The organism is Priestia sp. 40 (assembly GCF_049368575.1).
Classification (GTDB): Bacteria; Bacillota; Bacilli; order Bacillales; family Bacillaceae_H; genus Priestia; species Priestia zanthoxyli.
In genome coordinates, this window is the sequence record NZ_JBMPZA010000014.1 from 136,138 (window position 1) to 158,966 (window position 22,829).

Annotated in this window: 23 protein-coding genes; 15 read left to right on the forward strand and 8 right to left on the reverse strand. The window is 37.6% G+C overall.

Annotated elements, in window-relative coordinates; genetic code table 11:
• Window positions 1-5: 5 nt before the first annotated feature.
• Window positions 6-302 carry a hypothetical protein gene (locus tag ACO1DI_RS14725; RefSeq protein WP_013082749.1) on the reverse strand — a complete coding sequence of 99 codons (297 nt, stop codon included), beginning with the start codon at window positions 300-302 and terminating at the stop codon, window positions 6-8.
• Window positions 303-796: 494 nt separating this feature from the next.
• Between ACO1DI_RS14725 and ACO1DI_RS14730 the strand changes: the two genes are divergently transcribed.
• Complete coding sequence (locus ACO1DI_RS14730) at window positions 797-1,306, forward strand: hypothetical protein (protein WP_033578705.1); 510 nt, start codon at window positions 797-799, stop codon at window positions 1,304-1,306.
• Between the two features lie 60 nt (window positions 1,307-1,366).
• Window positions 1,367-2,035 carry a fructose-6-phosphate aldolase gene (fsa, locus tag ACO1DI_RS14735; protein WP_013082751.1) on the forward strand — a complete coding sequence of 223 codons (669 nt, stop codon included), beginning with the start codon at window positions 1,367-1,369 and terminating at the stop codon, window positions 2,033-2,035.
• A gap of 62 nt (window positions 2,036-2,097) precedes the next feature.
• On the opposite strand, the gene ACO1DI_RS14740 is transcribed toward fsa, so the two are convergent.
• Window positions 2,098-2,991, reverse strand: coding sequence for a sigma-70 family RNA polymerase sigma factor (locus ACO1DI_RS14740; RefSeq protein WP_140450693.1), 894 nt, complete (start codon window positions 2,989-2,991; stop codon window positions 2,098-2,100).
• 316 nt (window positions 2,992-3,307) lie between these two features.
• On the opposite strand from ACO1DI_RS14740, the gene ACO1DI_RS14745 reads away from it, so the two are divergent.
• Complete coding sequence (locus ACO1DI_RS14745; RefSeq protein ID WP_328575202.1) at window positions 3,308-3,832, forward strand: DinB family protein; 525 nt, start codon at window positions 3,308-3,310, stop codon at window positions 3,830-3,832.
• Window positions 3,833-4,021: 189 nt separating this feature from the next.
• Window positions 4,022-5,077: an aldose epimerase family protein gene (locus ACO1DI_RS14750; RefSeq protein WP_243549138.1), complete on the forward strand. Its 1,056-nt coding sequence runs from the start codon at window positions 4,022-4,024 to the stop codon at window positions 5,075-5,077.
• 62 nt (window positions 5,078-5,139) lie between these two features.
• Here ACO1DI_RS14750 and ACO1DI_RS14755 read toward each other — a convergent pair whose 3' ends face one another.
• Window positions 5,140-5,265 carry a hypothetical protein gene (locus tag ACO1DI_RS14755; RefSeq protein ID WP_013056562.1) on the reverse strand — a complete coding sequence of 42 codons (126 nt, stop codon included), beginning with the start codon at window positions 5,263-5,265 and terminating at the stop codon, window positions 5,140-5,142.
• 65 nt (window positions 5,266-5,330) lie between these two features.
• Entirely contained in the window at window positions 5,331-5,753 is a 423-nt protein-coding gene (locus tag ACO1DI_RS14760; RefSeq protein ID WP_014460561.1) for a CBS domain-containing protein, read from the reverse strand.
• A 216-nt stretch (window positions 5,754-5,969) separates the two neighbouring features.
• Between ACO1DI_RS14760 and ACO1DI_RS14765 the strand changes: the two genes are divergently transcribed.
• A complete protein-coding gene (locus ACO1DI_RS14765) occupies window positions 5,970-6,434 on the forward strand; it encodes a hypothetical protein (RefSeq protein ID WP_140450712.1) in 465 nt (154 codons plus the stop codon).
• 203 nt (window positions 6,435-6,637) lie between these two features.
• Here the strand turns inward: ACO1DI_RS14765 and ACO1DI_RS14770 are convergent, their stop codons facing one another.
• Both ACO1DI_RS14770 and ACO1DI_RS14775 read right to left on the reverse strand, forming a co-directional pair.
• The gene (locus ACO1DI_RS14770; protein ID WP_423145430.1) at window positions 6,638-7,870 is read right to left on the reverse strand and encodes a cytochrome P450; all 1,233 of its coding nucleotides are present in this window, start codon (window positions 7,868-7,870) and stop codon (window positions 6,638-6,640) included.
• Window positions 7,871-7,991: 121 nt separating this feature from the next.
• Window positions 7,992-9,245 carry a cytochrome P450 family protein gene (locus tag ACO1DI_RS14775; protein WP_209368905.1) on the reverse strand — a complete coding sequence of 418 codons (1,254 nt, stop codon included), beginning with the start codon at window positions 9,243-9,245 and terminating at the stop codon, window positions 7,992-7,994.
• Between the two features lie 212 nt (window positions 9,246-9,457).
• Between ACO1DI_RS14775 and ACO1DI_RS14780 the strand changes: the two genes are divergently transcribed.
• The 7 genes from ACO1DI_RS14780 to ACO1DI_RS14810 all read left to right on the forward strand — a co-directional run bounded on the left by ACO1DI_RS14780 (window position 9,458) and on the right by ACO1DI_RS14810 (window position 16,457).
• Window positions 9,458-10,351 (forward strand): TetR/AcrR family transcriptional regulator, encoded by an 894-nt coding sequence (locus ACO1DI_RS14780; RefSeq protein ID WP_182420710.1) that lies wholly within the window; start codon window positions 9,458-9,460, stop codon window positions 10,349-10,351.
• 426 nt (window positions 10,352-10,777) lie between these two features.
• A complete protein-coding gene (locus ACO1DI_RS14785) occupies window positions 10,778-11,716 on the forward strand; it encodes a ubiquinol oxidase subunit II (protein WP_115655145.1) in 939 nt (312 codons plus the stop codon).
• 1 nt (window position 11,717) lies between these two features.
• Window positions 11,718-13,685, forward strand: coding sequence for a cytochrome aa3 quinol oxidase subunit I (gene qoxB, locus ACO1DI_RS14790; protein WP_209368907.1), 1,968 nt, complete (start codon window positions 11,718-11,720; stop codon window positions 13,683-13,685).
• Between the two features lies 1 nt (window position 13,686).
• Window positions 13,687-14,286, forward strand: a complete 600-nt coding sequence (gene cyoC, locus ACO1DI_RS14795; protein WP_014460554.1) for a cytochrome o ubiquinol oxidase subunit III — start codon at window positions 13,687-13,689, stop codon at window positions 14,284-14,286.
• Window positions 14,287-14,583, forward strand: coding sequence for a cytochrome o ubiquinol oxidase subunit IV (gene cyoD / locus ACO1DI_RS14800; RefSeq protein ID WP_182420708.1), 297 nt, complete (start codon window positions 14,287-14,289; stop codon window positions 14,581-14,583). It abuts the gene before it with no gap.
• A gap of 147 nt (window positions 14,584-14,730) precedes the next feature.
• Window positions 14,731-15,225, forward strand: coding sequence for a universal stress protein (locus ACO1DI_RS14805; RefSeq protein WP_026106550.1), 495 nt, complete (start codon window positions 14,731-14,733; stop codon window positions 15,223-15,225).
• Between the two features lie 347 nt (window positions 15,226-15,572).
• The gene (locus ACO1DI_RS14810; RefSeq protein ID WP_209368916.1) at window positions 15,573-16,457 is read left to right on the forward strand and encodes an SDR family oxidoreductase; all 885 of its coding nucleotides are present in this window, start codon (window positions 15,573-15,575) and stop codon (window positions 16,455-16,457) included.
• Window positions 16,458-16,504: 47 nt separating this feature from the next.
• Here ACO1DI_RS14810 and ACO1DI_RS14815 read toward each other — a convergent pair whose 3' ends face one another.
• Window positions 16,505-17,407 (reverse strand): COX15/CtaA family protein, encoded by a 903-nt coding sequence (locus ACO1DI_RS14815; RefSeq protein WP_098999848.1) that lies wholly within the window; start codon window positions 17,405-17,407, stop codon window positions 16,505-16,507.
• A gap of 390 nt (window positions 17,408-17,797) precedes the next feature.
• Here ACO1DI_RS14815 and ACO1DI_RS14820 point away from each other — a divergent pair, with 390 nt between their 5' ends.
• From ACO1DI_RS14820 to ACO1DI_RS14830, 3 genes are all read left to right on the forward strand, one after another.
• The gene (locus tag ACO1DI_RS14820) at window positions 17,798-19,234 is read left to right on the forward strand and encodes an NAD(P)-binding domain-containing protein (RefSeq protein WP_209368918.1); all 1,437 of its coding nucleotides are present in this window, start codon (window positions 17,798-17,800) and stop codon (window positions 19,232-19,234) included.
• Window positions 19,235-19,270: 36 nt separating this feature from the next.
• On the forward strand, window positions 19,271-19,597 hold the full coding sequence (locus ACO1DI_RS14825) for a Na-translocating system protein MpsC family protein (protein WP_013056580.1): 327 nt from the start codon (window positions 19,271-19,273) through the stop codon (window positions 19,595-19,597).
• Window positions 19,598-19,852: 255 nt separating this feature from the next.
• Entirely contained in the window at window positions 19,853-21,229 is a 1,377-nt protein-coding gene (locus tag ACO1DI_RS14830) for an NCS2 family permease (protein ID WP_140450718.1), read from the forward strand.
• Between the two features lie 79 nt (window positions 21,230-21,308).
• Here the strand turns inward: ACO1DI_RS14830 and ACO1DI_RS14835 are convergent, their stop codons facing one another.
• Entirely contained in the window at window positions 21,309-22,643 is a 1,335-nt protein-coding gene (locus ACO1DI_RS14835; protein ID WP_014460545.1) for an ArsB/NhaD family transporter, read from the reverse strand.
• Between the last annotated feature and the right edge of the window lie 186 nt (window positions 22,644-22,829).

The window sequence follows — 22,829 nt, forward strand, 5'->3', positions numbered from 1 at the left end:
ACCTATCACTCTATTCCATCTTTATAGTTCTTATGCCAGTTTTTATCACCTTTGTGCTCGATATCTTCAACGGTTTTTTCGAGCTCTGACATGATGAGTGTTTTCACTTGATAGATGGTATCAAAAAAAGCTTTCTCTTCATCCGGATTCGGCTTTATTTTGGCTGCTGCCGAAATATCAACATATCTGCGATGTTCAGTTGTTAATTTATCAAGCGCATCAAAAATATGAGAGGTAAGAACAGCAACCTCCTTATGATTATCAGGCAGTTTTTCTTTTAATGTTTCAATTCTTTTATCCATGTTAAAGTCCCCCTATAACGTGTTGTATTTATGTAACTTTCCCACTAATAAAAACGAATAACCTCAAATAGTAAAAAATTATGGGAATTAGTACGTGAAACAAAAGTATACTACAGGATATCATGTTAAAGTGAAAAAACGGTGAAATGAGTGGGTATATTTTTGCGAAGAGGGTATGTAATAAAAGTCGGTTTTTTTTTGAAGAGGTAATTACCTTAGGATGCCTTGAAACATGTAATCAACGTAAAAGTTTATCTATTTTTAATAGTTAATGAACTTTTTTGACTACTTTTTTAGGATTTTATGACTTTTTTGAATGAATTTGATTGTTTTTGATGTTTTTTTGAATAATCTGATATATAATGAAAGCGTAAACAGTAAAACATGTCGGTTGGTTAAGAAAAATATCCACAAAAACTGGATTCGTTATTACATAAAATCAGACCTCTGTTTTTTTATAAAAATAAATAGAACTTGAGAAAAGGAGAATGAGAATGGACATATTGGATGCAAAAGTAGTGAATACAAAGTACGGTTTAGAAACATATCTGGATGTACCAGAAAGCGTAGAAATAAAAGAAATTCATATGCCGAGTTCAGAGAACCAATCTCATAAAATTAAATTTGGAATCAAGTATTTTCTTTTAAGAGAAGGAAAGTATTACGATAGCCAAAAAGGTTATTTTTGGCTTTGTATGAATCACGATTTTAGCAGCCTTATGCTGAGTGAAACGGAAACAGAAAGTTTGTTTGCAGTGAAAAGTGAAGAAGAAAGAGAAGCAACAAAAACGCTGTTAGCAGAATGGTTTATTCAAACGAATGCGTACAAAGAAGTTATCAACGAATGTATCCACCAGATTAAAACGGAGAATATTCGTACAGAAGAAGATATTGAAGACCGCGTGGACGCTATACAATTTTTAGAAAAATTAAAAGTATTAACCGCAAAAGAGATTGAAAACGCTTCTATAGAAAACCTATATGCCCTGCAGCAAATTGGCTAGGCTATAGTTCGAGCAAGTTGAAATGCAGATTGATGTACAACAATAAGGAGGAATAGTGAGATGAAATTTTTTATTGATACAGCAAACCTTGAGGATATTAAGAAAGCATACAAAGTAGGTGTTCTAGCTGGTGTGACAACCAATCCATCTTTAGTAGCAAAAGAAGGCGTAAGATTTGAAGACCGTATCGAAGAAATTCTTCAAATGGTACCGGAAGTTGAATCCGTTTCCGCTGAGGTAACACCTGACGCACTTTCTGCTGAAGACATGATTGCTCAAGCTGAAGAACTGATTAAAATTAACGACGGAGATAAAAATATTACGATTAAGCTGCCTATGACATTGGCTGGCTTGGAAGCGACGCGCTACCTTGCAAAAAAAGGCGTAAAAACAAATGTTACTTTGATCTTTACAGTAAACCAAGCGCTTTTAGCAGCTCGTGCTGGAGCGACGTATGTTTCTCCATTTTTAGGACGTCTTGATGATATTTCAGAAGATGGAGTACAGCTAGTATCTAAAATCGCTGAGTTATTCCGCGTTCAAAACATCGACTCTCAAATTATTGCGGCATCTGTAAGACATCCGGATCATGTAACGCGCGTAGCACTTGCAGGAGCTCATATTGCCACAATTCCATACGCTGTTATTGAGCAATTAGCAAAACATCCGTTAACTGACCAAGGAATGGAAAAATTTGCAGCAGATTGGGAAAAAGCAGTTAAAGCTTAACAAAAAGTCATATCAATAAAAAAGCTTGGGATAAGCTATGCTTATCCCAAGCTTTTTATCGTTTAACTAGCTATTTTCTTTTTGCGTAGCCGCTCTAAACGTCGCTGCACGCTATTTCTTGAACGCCCGAGCAGCTGCCCAATTTCTCGCTGATTGCGCTTTTCCTGATAAAACATACGCCACAATGTGGCATCTTCTTCTGCTGTCCACTTTTTATGTTCGTATTTAGGGCGCTTTACATAGTCTAGCTTTCTTTGTTCATCCACCCACGCCGGTTCTGGAATAAGCGTATTTTTAGGTATTTTAAAGAAGTTAAGACACGTTTTATTTTGTTCGGCCCACTGCCAGAAAGATTGAATGTCAATTCCCATAAATTTTCTTGTCTTGGCGATGATCATTTTATACGGTAGATTCTCTTTATGAATCCACTTGTAAATTGTATGAACATCTACTTCAAGGCAGGCTGCTAGTTCACACGCTGTAATGTGTCCTACGTGCGCTTTCGCTCCATACACTTCTAAACGGTTTAACCTCGATTCTAATGCTTGCACACTTCGCTGTAATTTAGCTGATATGTGTGAAAGAGGTTTTATTCCGTAATACCTTAGTAAATAATCGTCTTCTTGTACTGTCCATCTTCGCATGGCTGTTTTTCTTGTTAGTCCTAAAACTTTTATGCGCGTAGCAATAGAAGAAGGACTTCTGCCTAAGGAGTGTGCCATTTCACGGTTATTCATGATATCAATGTTCTGCTGTAAAAAAGCATCTTGTTTAGACGTCCACTTTTTACGTAAAGCTGTATCTGAAGCACGAAGATTTAATCGAGTAAGCCGTTTATTAACCGATTCCTTGCTTCTATGTAAATGCTTACCCATCTTTTGAAGCGTCATAACGCCATAGTGTTGGATAAGAAATCTATCTTCTTCTTTTGTCCATCGCTTTTGATTTTTACTCACTGTTGTCTCACTCCAATTCACACGGAAAGCTCAAGATGAAAAAGTTGCTAGCAATCTATTTTACGAATAAGCAGTGTCTATTCAGACTGATACTCACTGCGTTTTAGCCTATATATATTTTATCATATTTCTAGAGGAAAACCAAACGTATGTTCTGATTTTTATTTAAGTAAGCATTAAGGTAAGTAGAAGAATAGCTCTTTCCTTTAATAGAAGTCAATTGTGGTAAAATTGACTATAATAGCAAGAATTTTCACATAACTGATAACTCATTATTATTACGTTGAAAGTCATATTTGTCGAAAGGGGAATTTACATGAATTTTAATTTAAAAGAAGCGGTCGAAATACTTGAGCATACCCCACAAATGCTTGAAAAACTTTTGTCGGGGCTATCTGCAGGGTGGCTGCAATGCAATGAAGGAGAAGGAACGTGGAATACCTCCGAAGTCATAGAACATTTAATAGAAGCAGAAAAAAACAATTGGATACCAAGGCTAGAATTTATTCTTCAAGAAGAAAATGAGGGAGCTTTTCCTCCGTTTGACCGCTATGCTCATTTAAACAAGGAATCTACTAGTTCTATTGAAGAAAAGCTTCTTGAATTCAACATGATAAGAATGCAGAATTTACAACAACTAAAGCTGCTAGTTAAGGATGAAAAGCATCTTGAAGTGAGAGGAGAACATCCGGAGTTTGGGGAAGTAAAAGTCAGAGAGTTGCTCTCGACTTGGGTTGCTCACGATTTAACGCATATTGCGCAAATTGTTCGAGTAATGGCAGAACGATACAGAGAAGATGTAGGACCTTGGGAAGAATACTTAGGAATACTAAAGAAATAGCAATGACAAACAGTAGCAAGCCTTTATCATTCAAGCTTGAATTAGGAAATGTACACGATTACAATAAAATGAGAATAATGAAGATTCAGGAAGGATTGCAGAGGGAACTATATGAACATATCCCATGTTTATAACATGTAGGGTCCGTTAAGCAATTTACGAATAAAAAGAGGATTGGAATGATTAAAAATGAAAGTTAATTTTGAGAAATTTGGCGAACTAAACAATCAAGCTGTACATGCTTATACCTTGTTAAATGATGAAGGGCTTAAAATCACCTGCCTTGACTATGGATGTGTGATATCAAATATTGAAATGCCGGATTCTGAAGGGAAGATTGAAAGTGTTGTATTGGGATTTGATTCAATAGAAGAATACCAACAGTATTCTCCTTATTTCGGAGCTGTGGTCGGACGCGTAGCAGGACGTATAGGGGGAGCAGAGTTTCAGCTTAATGATGAAACCTATCGTCTAGAGAGAAATGAAGGAAACAACCATTTGCATGGCGGATCAGAAGGATTTAGTCACAAAATATGGAATGCCAAAACAATTGATGCAAGTGATCACGTAGGTGTTGAATTTACATATGTAAGTAAAGACGGAGAAGAAGGGTACCCTGGCAATCTTGAAGTGAAAGTTACGTATACGTTGACTAATAAAAATGAGTTTCATATTTCTTATGAGGGAACAACAGATCAAGACACTCTTATCAATTTAACAAATCATACGTATTTCAATTTAAGCGGAAATCTAAAAGAAACGGTCTTAGATCATGTTTTAAAGCTGAAAAGTAACGAATTCTTAGAGCTGAATGATGATCTTTTACCTACTGGAGAAACGATAAGTGTCACAGATACCCCATTTGATTTTAGAGAAGGACATAGTCTCAAGGAAGGAGTGGAATCCACACATCCGCAAAATGTATTAGTTGGTAAAGGATACGATCATCCATTTCTTTTAGAAGCAGAAACTGAAAATCAGATGTCATTATTTGATCCAGCAAGCGGTCGCAAAATAGAAGTCAAAACGGATCAGCCTTCAGTTGTTCTCTATACGGGAAATCATCTAGACGAAGAATTCGAAATTAGAGGGGTTCACTCAGAGAAATATCTTGGCGTTTGCCTGGAAACACAAGGTTTACCAGACGCTATTCATCATAAGCATTTTCCTTCTTGTGTATTAAAGCCTGGTGAGAAGTATGAAGCATCTACTCACTATACATTTATAACTGATCGCAGCCTATAACAAAACGGGATGATAAAAAGGATTACAACCGAACCTCTGCCGATTGTAATCCTTTTTTATTGTTACTTTTTCTTTTGGCTTTTTGCACGATTAGCGTCAAGCTCAGCCGCATATTCTTCTTGAGACTTTCCTTGCTTTTGACTCTCAGACTGAATCTTTTTAAATTTGTTATCATTTAAATTTGGCATATTAGCACCTCCTTGCAGACAGGGTTATTTTGTACAAGCATTAAGGATTTATATGCTAAAAAATTTCAATGAACTTGATTAGAAATCTCGCTTAATGCTGCACCGGCTTCATCAACATATACGTTCACTGTCGCAAGGTCGCCGATTGCACAGATTCCAACCATATTATTATTCTCCACTACAATAATGCGGCGAATTTGATGATCTGCCATCATACGTGCACATTCATGGATATCCGTATCCGGAGAACACGTAACTACATCTTTAGTCATACAATCATGGCAATGCACAGTGTTGCAATCTTTTCCATCCGCCACGCAATTTAACACGATATCACGGTCTGTGATCATTCCCATTACTCGATTTTCTTGACACACCGGCACAGAGCCACAATTAATATCACGCATTAATTTTGCAGCTGCTGTTACTGGGTCGTGCGGTGCACAAGCTTTCACATCTTGAGTCATAACTTCACGTACTGTGGTCATTTTTAATTCCTCCCTTTAAACATTCACCTCCGTATTTTCTCCATGCACATGCAGAATATGAGAATCAATAATTTCCTGAAAGCAAAAAATCTTGTAATAAAAGGCGAATAAAAGAACTAACGCAGTGTAATAAACACATAAAAAAGAGCCTATTACACAAACTAAAGAGAATATGATTTAGCTTACATTTTCGTAACGGCAGGAGTTGGGTACATAATGAAAGGAAAGTTAACGCTGTTGGCAGTACTTTTATTGCCTTGGCTGTCTATAGTAAAAGTTGATAAATTTGTCTTTAAAAGATACCTACCTGTTTTGACATTTAGTTCATTAGTTATTGCTTTTATCAGTGAGTTATCTAAAAGCTTTACATGGTGGAAAGTAAGGAAACCTCTTTTCCCTAAACTTTCAAGCGACGTTTCTTTTATATTTGGACCGTTTTTTATAGCTAATTTTTGGGTATTCAAGCTGACCTATGGGAATTTCAAAAAATATTTGTTAATTAACGTCCTATTTGACTATCTATTTGCTTACCCTTTGACCAGTCTGGCAGAAAAACTAAAGGTATACAAAATGGTCAACATGACGCGTTTCCAACTTTTTGTGATTTCGATTGCGACTGCTCTTATTAATTATTTGTATCAGTCTTTTATAGAAGATGTATTAGGGCAGAGAAGAAAATAGCTGATAGTTCGTTAATGAGCTCCTCCGCATTTAAGTTTCGCTTACTGCCAATCTTAAATGGTATTAAAGGCCTTCAAGTGTAGTACATAAATACTTAACAGAGATACTAAAAGTCCAATAAATAGCTAAATAACAAAAAAGCGAAGCGTGAGGGAGAAGACCAATCTCTTTCACGTTTCTCTTTTTTGTCATATATATAAACTTTATCTGTACACGGTCATGGGCAAATACGTTAAAGATTGACCGGTAGCTGAAGCTGTTAAATGCGATTCCAATTCAAAATCTTCAAACGGTTCGATGTGAGAAAATGTCTCTAAAAATGCTTCTAATATAATTTTCATTTCAAGCCGGGCAAGAGGGGCGCCCAAACAAAAATGAGGTCCGTTTCCGAATGTTAAGTGCTTTTTATTAGTTGGACGGTGAATATCTACAGAAAAAGGGTTTTCAAACATATTTTTATCCATATTACATGCACTCATCCACGCAATAACGACATCTCCTTTTTTTAGTTTAACGCCTAATAACTCGTTATCTTGTTTAACCGTACGATCTCGTCTGGAGATATGAAACCGATATCGAAGCATTTCTTCTACTGCTTTTGGAGCTAATTCTCTATTGTTTCTCAGCTCGCTGTATAACGACTTGTCGTCATATAAGAAAGAATAAAACATATTTGCAATGGCGTGACTGGTGGTTTCAACTCCTGCACCTAAAAGCAGCATGGTAGCGTGCACAATTTCTTCATCTGTGGATGTTTCACCATCAACTTCCGCTTGAATTAAGTCTGAGATAATATCATCAGAAAGGTTGGAGCGCTTTTCAATGACAATCGGGTAGATGTATTGAAAATATTCAGCTCCTGCACATTGCTTTTCTTGTTGGATCTCTTCTAATCTTTCTTGGTCATAAGGCTGAAACAGAATATCTACCCATTTTTTAAACTGATATCGGTCTTTTACCGGTACGCCGAATAAATCTGCTATAACTAAACTAGGAAAAGGAGAAGATAAATCTTCAACAATATCAATAGTTGAATTCTTTTGTATCGCTTCTACAAGGTCTGCTGCAATTTGCTTAATTCGCGGTTCCCAGTTCTTTAAACTGCGAGGGGTAAAGGCTGCAGCAAGCAAAGATCGTGCTTTCCGGTGGTCAGGAGGATCTAAGTTTGTAAGATTGGTAATTGGAGATGTGCTTTTTTTCTTACTATTATCTCCAACAAAAATAGTGGTTCTTTGTCCATCGCTTGAAAAAAATTCGTAGTTGCTCAAGACTTGTTTAACATGTTCGTATTGGAATACATTCCATGTGTTTGTTTCTTCATGAAAATAAACAGGGGAGTTGTTCAACATTTCTTTATACCATTGGATAGGGAAAAACTCTTCTGCACGTGATTGGAATTTTGGAATGTCTGTAACGGGAATGACTTCTTTGTTCATATGATCTTATTCCTCCTTTAGAATAGGTAGGTATAGGTTCAAAATCTACCAGCTACATAGCTAAGCAGCTGTCACTTGCTAGATCAATAATTATTTTATCGAATTGTACTTTTTAGATATTTTAAAAGATAACGGGTAAGGAAGTTACTCCTTGTGAGCTTAGTGTAAAATGTAAGTTTACTTCTTCCCGAGGAATGGAAAGGCGCAGATTAGGCATACGTCTTAGTAAGGTAGAAAAAGCAATATCTGCTTCTATACGAGCCAGCGGAGCTCCTAAGCACATATGAATACCATGACCAAAGGCCAAGTGCCTCTTGATAGTACGCGTAATATCAAGTTCCTCTGAATCTATAAACTGCTGCTCATCACGATTCGCTGACTTTAAGACAGGAATTACCATGTCGCCTTTTTTAATCTGCTGACCGCCCAATTCAAGATCTTTGGTAGCATAACGAGGTCCTGAAATAGTGGCTGGCCCGTTAAAACGAAGCAATTCTTCAACAGCTGAAGTTACTAAAGCAGAATCGGCTTTAATTTTTTCCAGCTGTTCAGGATGATCAAATAACATTAAAGATCCGGTCGCAATTAAATTTGAGGTAGTCTCATGACCCGCAAAAATTAATAACGTAATCATTGCAAGCAATTCCCCTTCACTCAAGCGATCTCCTTCTTCTTCAATCGCGACTAACTGACTTGTTAAGTCGTCGGCAGGATGCTTACGCTTAGCATCTACTAGCTGCATGGTATACGTTCCAAAAGCTTTTATTTGTTTATCCACCCCAGGATCTCTTCTCCCTAGGCTCAGTCCTTTTGCAATAGCAGCAGACCAACCGTGAATTTTTTCTTTATCTTCTTTCGGAACACCGAGCATGTCAGAAATAACGTTGATGGGTAACGGATAGGCGTAGTCTTTAACAAGATCCATTTTTCCTTTGTCCTGTACTTCATCGAGTAACTCATCGGCTATTTCTTGTACACGCGGACGTAAGCTTTCCATATATCTTGGAGTAAATGCTTTTGATACAAGCTTGCGTAGGCGCCGGTGATCTGGATCATCAACAGAAAGCATCGATTGTCCGCCAAAAAATGTAGGGGGATCAGACTCATCAGCTTTATGTTTTCGTGTATCATGAGGTGTGTTAATAGAACTTTGGTCTACCGTAAAATGATGATGACCTTTTAGAACTTGCATAGCCTCTTCCATACGAGTCACAACCCACGCCTGCGTTTTTATTTCTTCCATCGGAGAAGGAATAGGAATAACAGCTCCCATCTTCCGCATTTTCGAAAATAACACAAATGGATTTTCGCGGCTCTTACCACTAAATAAGTCTAAAACTTCCTTATCTTCTACGGTTTTATCTAGGTTTTTCACAAAAACATTCCTTTCTCCATATAGTTGTAGCCGGATATAGCTTTTTTACGAGTATACTATTAGTACATTTTTATACACATAGTATAAAAGTGTACTAATAGTATATAATTATTTTTATTTATTTATCAAGGAAAAAGGATAAAGTTCACGTAGGAAAAGGCAGATAAGTTATACTAAATAAAAAGTAAATTAGAAACAGAGGAGTAGCAGCAATGAATCAAAAACAGCTCGATATTTTAGGGCACACACACCAGCTTTTTATGGAAAAAGGATACGTAGACACTTCGGTACAAGATATATTAGAAAGAAGCGGTATTTCAAAAGGAACATTTTATAAATATTTTTCATCTAAAAGCGAACTGCTTCTCTCATTACTTTCGTCTTTGCAAGAATCACTTATTCTACAAAGAGAAAAAGTAGCCATTAAATATAAAGGAGATAATCAGAAGGTATTTGAAGAACAGATAATTTTTATGCTGAACTTTGCAGAGCAAAACAAAATTCCTGAAATGATTGAAAGTACACTCGTTTTAAATGAAGTTAAAACATTTCAATATGTAGAGGAATTAAAAGCTGCAACATTCAACTGGATATATGAACGTTTTCAGCAGATTTTCCCGTCTAAGACTTCTCCTTATTTATTCGATGGAGCTGTGCTGCTAGAAGGAATGCTTAACAATATGTTTAAAATGAACAAAGCGCTGAACTATCCATTGCCTATTGAACAAATTGTCCGTTATTGTATGAAGCGTATAGAGGAAATCGTAATCGAAGTAGCAGAACAAAAAGAACAGTTATTTAATCCTTCCGTTTACTCTGCGGTATTTAATGAAAAAACAGAAAGTCATTTTTCGACTGAGCTTACGCGCGTAACCGCGAAGTTAAAACGGGTGATTGAAAATAAAATAACAAACGAAGAGGAACAAAAGAAGAGTCTGGAATTTGTTACGTTTATATCTGATGAATTACTGCAAAATGATACGGAGCCTCGCACATTTATCATTCAGAGCTCTCTTTTATCGCTAGAGAAAATCAATACTCTCGCACAGACCAAAGAGTTAGAGGAATATAAGGAAGTCGTAACTCTCTTAACAAAAAATGATTGATTGGATATTTCAGCAGATCAAGTAAACAAACTCATAAGGATTTGAAGCTCGCCACTTCTACTATTACTTATAAAAAGCTCTTCCAGTTAATAATAACTGGAAGAGCTTTTTGCTTTTATAAGAATCTACCCGCCAGGAGCAAGGCATTTCACACCACATTTAACCAAATATGTGACGAAATTATGGTAAAGCCATTTAAAATAGATAAAAATCGCTTCAAGTGTGATAAATATCACACCTTTTAAACATACAACATGATAATTTTTTAGAAGTAAGCAATATGTCATGACAAACTTCAATATGTTAGGAGGTTTTTAGCTCTTTGATCCGTTGGGATGCATCTCTAATATGAACGTTTATATACCATTATTATGTACAGAGATTTAAAGGAAGGGAGCCTGAGCTTAGGTGAGAAAGCAAAAATCAATGCATATTGGCAAGTTAATCATTCTCTTCGTATTCATTACAATTTTTCTAGCAGGTTGTGATAGTCGTTATTTGATTTTAAATCCGCAGGGGGCGGTGGCTCAAAAAGAATACCAGTTAATTATTTTTTCCATAATTTTATGCACAATTGTTGTTATTCCTGTTTTAGGTCTGCTTGTGTATATCGTTTTACGCTACCGTGATAAGCCTGGAAACAAGGCTCCGTATCGACCAGACTGGGACGATAGCAAGCGTCTTGAATTTATTTGGTGGGGCATCCCCATTATTATTATCGGCATTTTAGGTTTCGCTACGGCCAAGACAACTTATGAATTAGTAGATCCGCCGAAAAAAGATGTAAAGCCGCTAACAATTGAAGTAACATCCCTTGACTGGAAATGGCTATTTCAATATCCGGATCAAGATATTGCGACAGTCAACTATGTAGAAATTCCAAAGAATGTGCCTGTTCAATTCGTGCTAACGTCAGATGCACCTATGAATTCTTTTTGGGTACCCCAGCTGGGAGGACAATTATATACCATGCCGGGAATGGCCATGGGGCTTTGGCTGCAAGCTGATCACAAGGGAGAATATTTTGGTTCAGGGGCTAATTTTACGGGTGAAGGGTTCGCCCATATGAACTTTAAAGTTAAGTCTACATCGACAAAAGAATTTAATCAGTGGGTAAAACAAGTAAAAGAAACAGCACCGGCTTTGACAAAAGCTGATTATAACAGTCTTGCCAAACAAGGTCTTTCTTTGGAGAAATCGTATTCTACCATTCCTAAAGGTTTGTTCCAAGAAATTGTCATTAAAAATGGTGGTCAATATTATAGTCAGCATCACCATATGAAAAATGAAGATATGAAGACCATGAATGTGGCTTCTGATGAACAAGCACATACACAGCACGAGCACCAGGAAGGAGGAAACTAAGTTGTTAGACAAATTAAAAGATTTTTCATCTCATTTTTTTGTGACAGGGGAGCCGATGATTTACGGAGCAGATGTCGCCATTTTGTTAACGCTAGCCGGTATTATTTTTGTTCTTACGTATCTTAAAAAGTGGAAGTGGCTATGGCGTGAGTGGCTCACAACGGTGGATCATAAAAAAATTGGAATCATGTATATGCTTTCTTCATTGTTAATGCTGTTTCGAGGCGGAGTAGATGCATTATTAATGCGTATGCAGCTAGCATTTCCCCAGTGGCATTTTCTAGATTCTAATCATTACAATGAAATTTTCACTACGCACGGAACCATTATGATTCTATTTATGGCAATGCCGCTTATGTTTGCTTTCTTTAATATCGTTGTGCCGCTTCAAATTGGAGCAAGAGATGTCGCCTATCCTTTTTTAAACGCGGTAAGCTTTTGGCTATTTTTCTTTGGCGCCATGCTTTTCAATTTGTCGTTTGTAATCGGAGGCTCGCCAGATGCAGGGTGGCTAAGTTATCCGCCGCTTTCTGGCATGCAGTTCAGTCCTGGACCAGGTCAAGATTTTTATATTTGGGGCATTCAAATATCAGGTATTGGCAGCTTGGCTTCTGGAATTAATTTCATTATGACCATTTTAAAAATGCGTGCGCCCGGTATGAAACTTATGCATATGCCGCTATTTACATGGTCTGTTCTAGCAAGCTGTATTATTATCATTTTCGCGTTTCCTGTATTAACCGTAACGCTTGCTTTATTGTTTATTGACCGCTTCTTTGACGGACACTTATTTACCATGACCGGCGGAGGAAATCCAATGATGTACATTAACTTAATTTGGATGTGGGGACATCCTGAAGTGTATATTGTTGTACTTCCGGCATTCGGCATTTTTTCTGAAATCGTTGCAACGTTTTCTCAAAAGAAGATATTTGGCTATAAATCTATGGTTTTTTCAATGATGATTATTAGCGTTCTCTCGTATTTCACATGGGTGCATCATTTCTTTACGATGGGTGCAGGAGCTAACGTGAATGTGTTTTTTGCTATTACGACGATGGCTATCGGAATTCCAACGGGTGTTAAAGTGTTCAACTGGTTATTTACGATGTTCCGCGGCCGTATTCAAATGACCCAGCCGATGCTATGGACAATTGCTTTTATCCCGTGCTTTGTTGTGGGAGGAGCAACGGGTGTTATGCTTTCAGCAGCTCCCGCAGACTATCAGTATCATAATAGCTACTTTTTAGTTGCACACTTTCACCAAGTGTTAATCGGAGGCGTTGTATTCGGCTTTTTTGCAGGTTTGTACTATTGGTGGCCAAAAATGTTTGGCTTTAAGTTAAATGACCGTCTTGGCAAATGGGCATTTTGGACGTGGAATATTGGTTTTTATGTATGCTTCATGCCTCAATATGCACTAGGGTTTATGGGAATGACGCGCCGTATTTATACGTACGATTTTGACATGGGATGGGGACCGCTGAACGTTATCTCTACAGTGGGAGCCTTCTTTATGGGCATAGGGTTTATCTTTCAAGCATGGCAGATTCTTCATGGCATTAAGTACGGAGAACGAGATGTAACAGGAGATCCATGGAATGGACGTACATTAGAATGGTCCATCCCTTCACCTCCGCCGCACTACAATTTTGCAGTGATTCCAACAGTAACGGGGCAAGATGCGTGGTGGACGATAAAAGAAGAAAGAAAAAAGAGAAAAGCGAAGGAAGGAGCGGCTTTTTCTCCAATTCATATGCCTAAGAATTCAGGTATTCCATTTATCATGTCGGTTTTCTGGTTCATTGCTGGTTTTGGCTTAACGTTCCACTGGGTATGGGTAGCGATATTCGGTTTGACAGGAGTAGGAGCTTGTTTACTAGCCCGTTCTTTTCAATACAACTCGGACTATTATATTCCCGTGGATGAAATTCGACATACAGAAGATTCAGTAGGGAGGGTCGGGTAACATGGCATATGCGACAGCGCACCACGAAGAACATCATCATGAACATGATGAAGAAATCAAAGTTATGGGTTTTTGGCTTTTCCTCGTAACGGACTGTATCTTATTTGGAGCATTATTTGCTACATATGCCGTTCTTGTTAATCATACTGTAGGAGGCCTTACAGGAAAGGAATTTTTTGAAGTCCCAGGATTTGTTTCTGAAACGTTTATCTTATTAACGAGCAGCTTTACAAGCGGATTGGCCGTGTTAAGCATGCACAAAGGAAAAATAAAGCCTTTAATTGGCTGGCTAATCGTAACTCTGCTTTTAGGTGTATGCTTTGTTGGACTTGAAATTCATGAATTTCAAACAATGGTTCACGAAGGAGCAACCATTTCTACGAGCGCATTTTTTACGGCTTTCTATACGCTAGTTAGTACACACGGGCTGCACGTTTCGGTCGGAATCATTTGGATGATTTCAATTACAATCCAGTTAAAACGATACGGAATTACCTCTGTAACAAAACGAAAAGTGACGATTATCAGCTTATACTGGCATTTTCTTGATGCCGTCTGGATCTTCCTTTACACGGTTGTGTATTTAATGGGGGTGATGTAGATGGAGAACCAAGGGTCGTTAAAAGCTTATACAATCGGATTTATTTTCTCGATTATTTTAACCATTATTCCTCTGCTGCTGGTATTAAACCACGTACTTGCTAAAAATATATTACTAGCTAGCATTCTAGGAATGGCCGTGCTTCAATTTTTTGTTCAATTGTTTTTCTTTATGCATATTAAAGACGGAGAAAAGCCTCGTTATAATGTGATGGCTTTAATACTTGGAATCGTTTTTGTTATTACGATTGTAGCAGGATCTATTTGGATAATGACTTTTAACTCTCAAGTTCAATAAAAATGGAGCCGTGCCCCCACACGGCTCCATTTTTTATTAATTCCTCTACCTTGTGATAAAAATCACATACTTTCGCTTGCGCAAGAAGTACAATAAAAGTGTAGCAAAGAAAGTTCTTTATAAACGAAAGACAAAGGAGAGATTATGATGAATATGGCTTATCGTAACATCCTCGTAGCAGTAGACGGTTCTGTAGAAGCGGAGTGGGCATTCAAAAAAGCAGTTAACAGTGCCAAAAAAAATAACGCTCATTTGATAATTTGTCACGTTATCGACATACAGGCGTTAAGTCCATCACCTTATGCATTTTATACGGATACACGCTTTCAAGATGCAGAGAAATTTGCTGAAGAACTTTTAACCAACTATAGTAACCTAGCCATTAAGGCTGGAGTAACGAAAGTCGAGACATTAATTGAACACGGTTCTCCTAAAACAAAAATATCTAAAAAAATTGCTCCCGATAAGCACGTTGATTTAATTGTATGCGGTGCAACCGGGTTAAACGCGGTAGAGCGTATCTTAATCGGAAGTGTATCTCAGCATATTTTGCGCTATGCAAAATGTGATGTGTTAATCGTTCGCACTCCTAAAGAAGCTGAAGAGGAATCAAAGCCTTTACAAGTAGAACTAACAGAGTAGCAGACACAGACGAGAAATAAAACTTGTTGTACACAACAAAATACAAAGCTCTCACCCTTTATTTAAAGAGGGGGGATAAACGTATTTTAGTTAAAAGAAGATCCGAACAAGGAGTCAAGATTCTTAAGGGAGAATTTGACTCGTTCGGATTTTTTATTGTGATGGTGAATGTAGTTTTCATGTATGCAGCTGTTTCTAGCTGTTGATTGAAGGGGAATGGCAATGAAAGAAAGGTGAGAATAGTAGAGCACATTAAACATGTTTATTAAAGAAGAAGAGGGGAAGAACAAGCATATAGAAAACTTTTCCTTAGTTGGTTAAGGTTGATTTATAAAGGAGTGACGAATATGTCAAAGTTAAATAATCCATTAACTCAATATTTCCATGAAGACTATCCAAAACAGTATCAAGAACCGCCTGGTGTACAAAAAGAAATGAACGTCATCCCAGACTGCGGGGAGAACAGTTACATAGGTGCAGGTAAATTAAAAGGCAGAAAAGCTCTTGTAACAGGTGGAGATTCAGGTATTGGCCGAGCAGCAGCTATCGCTTATGCAAGAGAAGGAGCGGACGTTGCGCTTAATTACTTGCCACAAGAGCAAGCTGATGCAGAAGAAGTACAAAAGCTTATTGAAGCGGAAGGAAGAAAAGCAGTACTCATACCTGGTGATGTAGGCGAAGAATCTTTTTGCAAGGAGCTAGTAGAAAAAGCTTATAAGGAATTAGATGGATTAGACGTTTTAGCGCTCGTAGCAGGTAAACAGCAGGCAGTAGAAGATCTTGCTGATTTAGAAACGGACCAACTGCGCAAAACCTTTGAAGTAAATGTATTCTCTTTATATTGGACCGTAAAAGCAGCGCTGCCTTATTTACCAGCAGGTGCTTCTATTATTACCACAAGTTCTGTACAAGGCTATAGCCCAAGTCCTAATTTATTAGATTATGCAGCTACAAAGTTTGCCATTAACGGATTCACTCGCGGACTAGCCAAGCAATTAGCTTCAAAAGGTATTCGCGTCAACTCAGTTGCTCCAGGACCTATCTGGACACCGCTGCAAATTTCTGGAGGGCAGCCAAGCGACGCTATTCCAGGCTTTGGACAAGATACACCTTTGCAGCGTGCTGGTCAGCCGGTAGAGTTAGCAAATGTATACGTATTTTTAGCTTCAACGGATGCAAGCTACGTAACAGCTCAAGTTTACGGGATTACAGGCGGGATAGAACTAGCTTAACTCAAAAAAAACAAGTGCAGTTATGAACTGCACTTGTTTTTTTTGTTTTATCGTCTTTTACCTTTTAAAGTCTGTACACAAATGTAGCTAAGCGTAGCGAATAACGCTGTAATAAATGCTGAGTGAGACAGTGTAGCAAAGACATTTAAACGAGACATGACAACAAAGATACCGCTAAATATTTGAGCAACGGTTAAAGCAACTGCAATGATGGACGCATAGTAAATATCACGGCGGGTTTCTTTATACTGTTTAATGGCAGATACCATAATCCAAATGATAAGAACAAACAGCACAAGAGCAGCAAATCGGTGGGCAAAGTGAATGCCTGTTGTTCCTGATAGCTTTGGAATAAGAGTGTTGCCATAACAAGCAGGAAAGCTTGTACATGCTAAGCTTGCACCTTTGTGACGTACATATGCACCTAAATAAATATCGCAGTAGGTAAATATAAGCGTAAACCATGCGAGCCATCTAAATTTGCCTGTAACCGCTCCTTTAATAAAATGGTCCGAACGGTCCTTTTGAATAACAAAGATGGAAAGTAAAAATACACCGGTAAACGCAATAAGCGAAAGACCGAAATGCAGTGCTAGCGCCTCAGCTGACTGAGGCCAGATAACTGCTGAAGCCCCGAGTAATGACTCGATAACGATAAATGCAATACTCATAATCGCTAAAATTTTCACTTCACGGTTTCTGCGATAACGAATCCAAGCCCAAATAGAAAATGCTAAAACAAGAAGACCTGCAAATGCGGTAATCAAACGATGCGTATATTCAATCATTGTTGCTACCGCGTATTCGGGTATTAACTGCCCGTTGCACAGTGGCCACTCATTTCCACATCCTAATCCAGATCCTGTGGTTGTGACCAGACTGCCGGCAATCATTAAAATAAACATAACAATCGTTGTAAATATAGCTGTTATTTTAAATAAATTTCTCATACGTTGACTCCCTTTGCTGAGTTACTAATTATGACTATAGATTTGATGAATACGATAGTCAAGTAGTAGAGCGTAATTAACAAATAACTGTCACAAACTCGCACATGTTTACCTTAAAATTTATGTCAGAAAAGCTTTCTTCCTTAAACTTTGTAATGGTTTTTTCCTTTTAAACGATGTAAATATGCTTCCATACATAAGATATAAAAAAATTATATTAGTGATTTTATACAATTTGCAAAAAAAACTTTAGAGAGAATGGAGATACAATCATATTCCAAAAGTGATAATATAAATATAAATTAAACGATGTTATAAAACCTATCATTTTGTGTAAGGTTTAAAATAAACTTTTATTAGAAAGAAACTTTATTGAAAGGAGAGATAACAATGAGCTTAGAAGCTTTAAATAAAAGAGTAGAAACCGATCTGTCTTACCTTTCCTTCAGGAAACCAACAGAAGCAAGGCCAATCATCCCTAAGAGCGGACACGTATATGATGTAATCATTATTGGAGGAGGTCAAAGCGGTTTAGGAACGGCTTTTGGTTTGCTGCGAGAACGCGTGTCGAATATTCTTGTTATTGATGAAAACCGTTCGGGTTTAGAAGGGCCGTGGGAAACGTATGCGCGAATGATTACGCTGAGAACACCAAAAAACTTAACATCTATCGATTTAGGAATTCCTTCACTGACGTTTCAAGCGTGGTGGGAAGCACAATTTGGCTCAGGAGGATGGGAAGCTCTTGACAAAATTCCAAGAGGAGACTGGATGAATTATTTGCGCTGGTATCGGAGCATTCTTAACCTCCCTGTGGCAAATGAAATAAAATTAACGTTAATTGAGCCGGGAGAAACAGGTATTCATCGTTTGCATATTGAAGGGAATGGAGCTTCGTGTCCTACACTGATGGCACGTAAAGTTATACTAGCTACAGGAATTCAAGGAGGAGGAGAGTGGCACGTCCCGCCTATGGTTTCTGAAAAGTTGCCACCTCACCTTTATTCTCACACTTCCCAAACCATTGATTTTACTACGTTGAAGAACAAAAAAGTAGCTGTTTTAGGAGGAGGAGCTTCCGCGTTTGATAACGCCAACTATGCGCTTTCTGAAGGGGTTGCTGAAGCTCATGTATTTGTTCGCCGAAAAGAACTTCCGCGTATTAACCCAATCAGACAAATGGAAGCTTCAGGAATGATTGAACGTTTCCACGCTTTGTCAGATGCTGAAAAATATGAAGTGATGGCTCATTTTTTCGAATACAACCAGCCACCTACGAATGATACATTTGGACGCGCTTCCTCATGGCCGGGTTTTCATTTACACGTACATGCACCGTGGCTGGATGTCGAAGAAAAACAGAACAAAGCAGTTGTCACAACTCCTCAGGGAATCTTTACATTTGACTATTTAATTATTAGCACAGGGCTTCTAACAGATCCGGCTCTTCGTCCAGAATTACGCCTTGTTGAAAAACACATCGCTCGCTGGAGCGATCATTACAAAGCACCACATGAAATCGCCAATCCAGTATTGGATGCCCACCCTTATCTTAGTAATGGCTTTGCTTTTTTAAATCGCGATGGGGAAGGTCAAAAAATGGTATATGGCCTTTTTGCTTTTAATTATTCCGCTTTAATTAGCTGTGGAATTTCTGCTTCCGCTCTTTCAGGTCTAAAATATGCGATACCGAAGCTCGTATCAGAAGTCGCTAATCAGCTTTTTATTGATAACCGCCATGAGAATTTAACCAATTTCTTTGACTATAATGAGCCTGAATTTATCGGCAGCTGGTCAAAGGACGATAATCAAGTAAAAACAATATAGCAAAACACATTTTTAACAACGAAAAAGGTGAAGCATATGGAGCCGATCTCTAAAAAGAAGATAGCTACTTTGTATACTCAAATTAGCCAAGAGATTTTTAATGTAGGCGTGAATACTCAAAAAATAGATATTATTGATAATAAAATTCTTATTCTAGCTCAATCAAAAAGAATGCCGGCACTAGAAGCCCTCAGTGAAGAATACAGAGAATTAGTGATGTCTCTTGATGCCGCTTTGTCGACTAAATATAAAAAAATGCTAAAGCAAAAAGTGGAGCTTTTATTTGATATCCAGGTCACTTCTTTATTTAGAGATTATGATCCTGTTACCGAAAATTCTTGTACAGTTATTTGCTTTAAATAACTTCTCTATATAAATTGCAAAACGTGCGATGAAATCGTTTGTTTCGCAAAACACGTAAAAGACGGATGCTTATCTTCTGTTTACAGAAGCAAAGAGCCGTGAAGATAGAAGGATTTCCTTCTGTTTTCACGGCTTTTTTTATAGATATTTTCATAAAAAAGGAGGGGGGAAATGACTGAATACACACTTGTTGATAAAGGGGCTGTAAAAACTAGTTAAAAAAATCCAATCGATCATTAAAGGAGTGAAAAGCAAGTGGCGATGAATGAAAAAATGGAAGTTCAGCATATGGAACTAACAAAAAACTCAGCACCCAACCCTTCATGGTTAGATAAGCTGTTTCATTTAACCGAACGCAAAACAGATGTAAAAACAGAAATTCTTGCGGGAATTACTACTTTTGTGACGATGAGCTATATTATCTTTGTTAATCCGACGATTTTAGCAGATGCAGGTATTCCAAAAGAAGCAGCAATTGCAGCTACGATTTTTGCCACTGTGTTTGCAACTCTTTTGTTTGCATTGTGGGCGAACATGCCTATTGCAGTTGCACCAGGAATGGGGCTAAACGCTTTTTTTACGTATACAGTGGTATTGGGTGAAGGGTTAACGTGGCAAACAGGTTTAGGAGCCGTATTTATTTCAGGGGTTGTATTTTTTATTTTAACAATAACAGGCTTACGCAAGAAGATTATTGAAGGGATACCTGCTATTTTAAAAAGTGCTATTTCTGTTGGAATCGGTCTATTTATTGCTTTTATCGGTTTTAAACAAGCAGGAATTATTGTAAGCAACAAAGAAAATTTAGTAGCCCTTGGTCAGCTTACAAAACCGGGACCATTACTCGCTTTATTAGGTTTCATCGCGGTAACTGTATTAACTGCTCGAAAAATTAAAGGAGCTGCCCTGATTAGCATTTTGCTAGTATCAATTGCCGGGATGGTGCTGGGCATAGTAGAAGCACCTAAAAGCATCAGCAGCGTAGTCTCGTTTTCAATGCCGAGCATGTCGGAAACTTTTTTACAAATGGATATTAAATCTGCTCTTCATTACGGTCTTTTCTCTATTATTTTTTCATTTACGCTTGTGGAGCTATTTGATAATTTAGGATCGATGATTGGATTATCTAAAAAAGCTGGATTAATGGATGAAAAAGGAGAAATTAAAGGGTTAGATAAAGCGCTTATGGCAGATTCTCTTGCGACTGTAGCCAGTGCTGCTATGGGATCTACCGCAATGAACGCGTATGTAGAAAATGCTGCGGGAATTGCAGAAGGAGGCAAAACGGGCCTTAAAGCACTGGTCGTTGCCATATTGTTTTTAGTGAGTCTTTTATTTACGCCATTAATTAGCATTATTCCTTCTTTTGCTACAGCCCCTATTTTAATTATGGTTGGAGCTCTCATGTTAACGGAAATAAAAAACATTCCTTTAGATGAGATAACAGATGCTGTACCTGCTTTTTGTACCATTATTTTGATGCCGTTAACGTTTAGTATTGGCGAAGGCTTAGCTCTAGGGTTTTTATCTTATACATTCGTTAAACTGTTAGCAGGCAAGGCGAAGGAAATTCACTGGATTATGTACATCATTAGCGCCGCTTTTATTATCAACTTCATCTGGGCTGCCTGAGCGCATATATCTAGAGCAAAAAAGACTTCTCAGCTGAGAAGTCTTTTTTACTGTTCGTATAGATTTTAATTTCTCTCCCTTACAGAAATAAAAGATAGCGAAGGAAGATATATAACGTTGAAATCAAAAGAGATACGAGTGTGATTGGAGCTCCAATTTTTAAGAAATCCATAAATGAAAATTTATGTCCTTTTTTTACAGCCATGCCAGCTACAATGACGTTGGCAGATGCTCCAATTAACGTACCGTTTCCTCCCAAACATGCTCCTAGAGCCAGTGACCACCATAGTACACTGATTTGAGCAGAATCAGGGCTCATTCCCATTCCGTGAGCCATATCTTGAATAAGCGGAATCATTGTAGCAACAAAAGGAATGTTGTCAATAACAGCTGATGCAATTCCGCTAATCCACAAAATCAGATAAGCTGACAGTGCAATATTGCCGTCTGTAACGTTCAACGCGCCGGCAGCCAGCTTTTTAATAATGCCTACATCGATTAATCCTCCGACAAGAATAAATAAACCAGCAAAGAAAATAATCGTTGTCCATTCAACAGAATCAAACGCACTTTCTACTTCATCATGGGTTCTTAATCCAATTACCAATAATACAGCTGCACCCGTAATGGCTACCATAGCCGCATCGATATGTAAAACGGAGTGCAGGGTAAAACCTAGAATCGTTAATACTAATACCGTTAACGATTTTTTCATTAAAGCGGAATCTTGAATATAATCTTTTTCATTTAAACTCATTAGCTCTTGTTTTTTACTATCTTCTACTTTTAATTTTTTACGATAAATAAGAACAAGAATTCCTAGTGTAACAACACCGATAATTAGTACTGCAGGAGCTAAATTTAATAAAAAAGCGTTAAAATCAAGATGAGGATTCGCTGCCCCAATCATGATATTCGGTGGATCTCCTATTAAAGTTGCTGTTCCTCCAATATTTGAAAACAGCACTTCTGAAATAAGAAATGGAAAAGGGTTAATATTTAAGATAGTAGTGATTGAAAATGTAACCGGAACAATTAACAACACCGTTGTTACATTGTCTAAAAAAGCGGATCCGACACCTGTTAAAATCGATAAAATAACTAGAATTCGAACCGGATCACCTTTAGCGATTTTAGCAGACTTGATAGCTGCGTATTGAAACACGCCTGTTTTGTTTGTGATGCCGACTAAAATCATCATACCCATAAGAAGGACAATCGTTTCCCATTGAATGTGCTCCATAATGGCCTTATTAAAGTCAACAATACCTAACAGAATCATCAATATAGCACCTAAAAGAGCTGCTGAAGCGCGATTGATCTTTTCGGTCATAATCAAAAAATATGTAATGATAAATATAATAATGGCTGCGTATACATGAAAACTTGTAATGTGTTGAATTGCATTGTGCATAACAGTAACCTGGCGATATGTCATCTAGTGACGAGAACTTTGGATGTTGTCCAGGTTTTCACCTCATCTTTCATCGTTTAATTTACATCCAACTTTACGGTAAAACTTCTATAAAATCCGTTTTACTTTAACCAACCTCCTTTAAAAGCTTTGGTGTTATTCAAAATGAAGACGATTCCTTCAGCA

Excerpts from the sequence above, each read along its gene's own strand:
- fsa (WP_013082751.1), top strand. The coding sequence starts at position 1,367 with ATGAAATTTTTTATTGATACAGCAAACCTTGAGGATATTAAGAAAGCA.
- ACO1DI_RS14810 (WP_209368916.1), top strand. The coding sequence starts at position 15,573 with ATGTCAAAGTTAAATAATCCATTAACTCAATATTTCCATGAAGACTAT.
- ACO1DI_RS14780 (WP_182420710.1), top strand. The coding sequence starts at position 9,458 with ATGAATCAAAAACAGCTCGATATTTTAGGGCACACACACCAGCTTTTT.
- ACO1DI_RS14760 (WP_014460561.1), bottom strand. The coding sequence starts at position 5,753 with ATGACCACAGTACGTGAAGTTATGACTCAAGATGTGAAAGCTTGTGCA.
- ACO1DI_RS14755 (WP_013056562.1), bottom strand. The coding sequence starts at position 5,265 with ATGCCAAATTTAAATGATAACAAATTTAAAAAGATTCAGTCTGAGAGT.
- ACO1DI_RS14765 (WP_140450712.1), top strand. The coding sequence starts at position 5,970 with ATGAAAGGAAAGTTAACGCTGTTGGCAGTACTTTTATTGCCTTGGCTG.
- ACO1DI_RS14770 (WP_423145430.1), bottom strand. The coding sequence starts at position 7,870 with ATGAACAAAGAAGTCATTCCCGTTACAGACATTCCAAAATTCCAATCA.
- ACO1DI_RS14805 (WP_026106550.1), top strand. The coding sequence starts at position 14,731 with ATGAATATGGCTTATCGTAACATCCTCGTAGCAGTAGACGGTTCTGTA.
- ACO1DI_RS14815 (WP_098999848.1), bottom strand. The coding sequence starts at position 17,407 with ATGAGAAATTTATTTAAAATAACAGCTATATTTACAACGATTGTTATG.
- ACO1DI_RS14825 (WP_013056580.1), top strand. The coding sequence starts at position 19,271 with ATGGAGCCGATCTCTAAAAAGAAGATAGCTACTTTGTATACTCAAATT.
- cyoC (WP_014460554.1), top strand. The coding sequence starts at position 13,687 with ATGGCATATGCGACAGCGCACCACGAAGAACATCATCATGAACATGAT.
- ACO1DI_RS14835 (WP_014460545.1), bottom strand. The coding sequence starts at position 22,643 with ATGCACAATGCAATTCAACACATTACAAGTTTTCATGTATACGCAGCC.
- ACO1DI_RS14745 (WP_328575202.1), top strand. The coding sequence starts at position 3,308 with ATGAATTTTAATTTAAAAGAAGCGGTCGAAATACTTGAGCATACCCCA.
- cyoD (WP_182420708.1), top strand. The coding sequence starts at position 14,287 with ATGGAGAACCAAGGGTCGTTAAAAGCTTATACAATCGGATTTATTTTC.
- ACO1DI_RS14730 (WP_033578705.1), top strand. The coding sequence starts at position 797 with ATGGACATATTGGATGCAAAAGTAGTGAATACAAAGTACGGTTTAGAA.
- ACO1DI_RS14725 (WP_013082749.1), bottom strand. The coding sequence starts at position 302 with ATGGATAAAAGAATTGAAACATTAAAAGAAAAACTGCCTGATAATCAT.
- ACO1DI_RS14750 (WP_243549138.1), top strand. The coding sequence starts at position 4,022 with ATGAAAGTTAATTTTGAGAAATTTGGCGAACTAAACAATCAAGCTGTA.
- ACO1DI_RS14820 (WP_209368918.1), top strand. The coding sequence starts at position 17,798 with ATGAGCTTAGAAGCTTTAAATAAAAGAGTAGAAACCGATCTGTCTTAC.
- ACO1DI_RS14785 (WP_115655145.1), top strand. The coding sequence starts at position 10,778 with ATGCATATTGGCAAGTTAATCATTCTCTTCGTATTCATTACAATTTTT.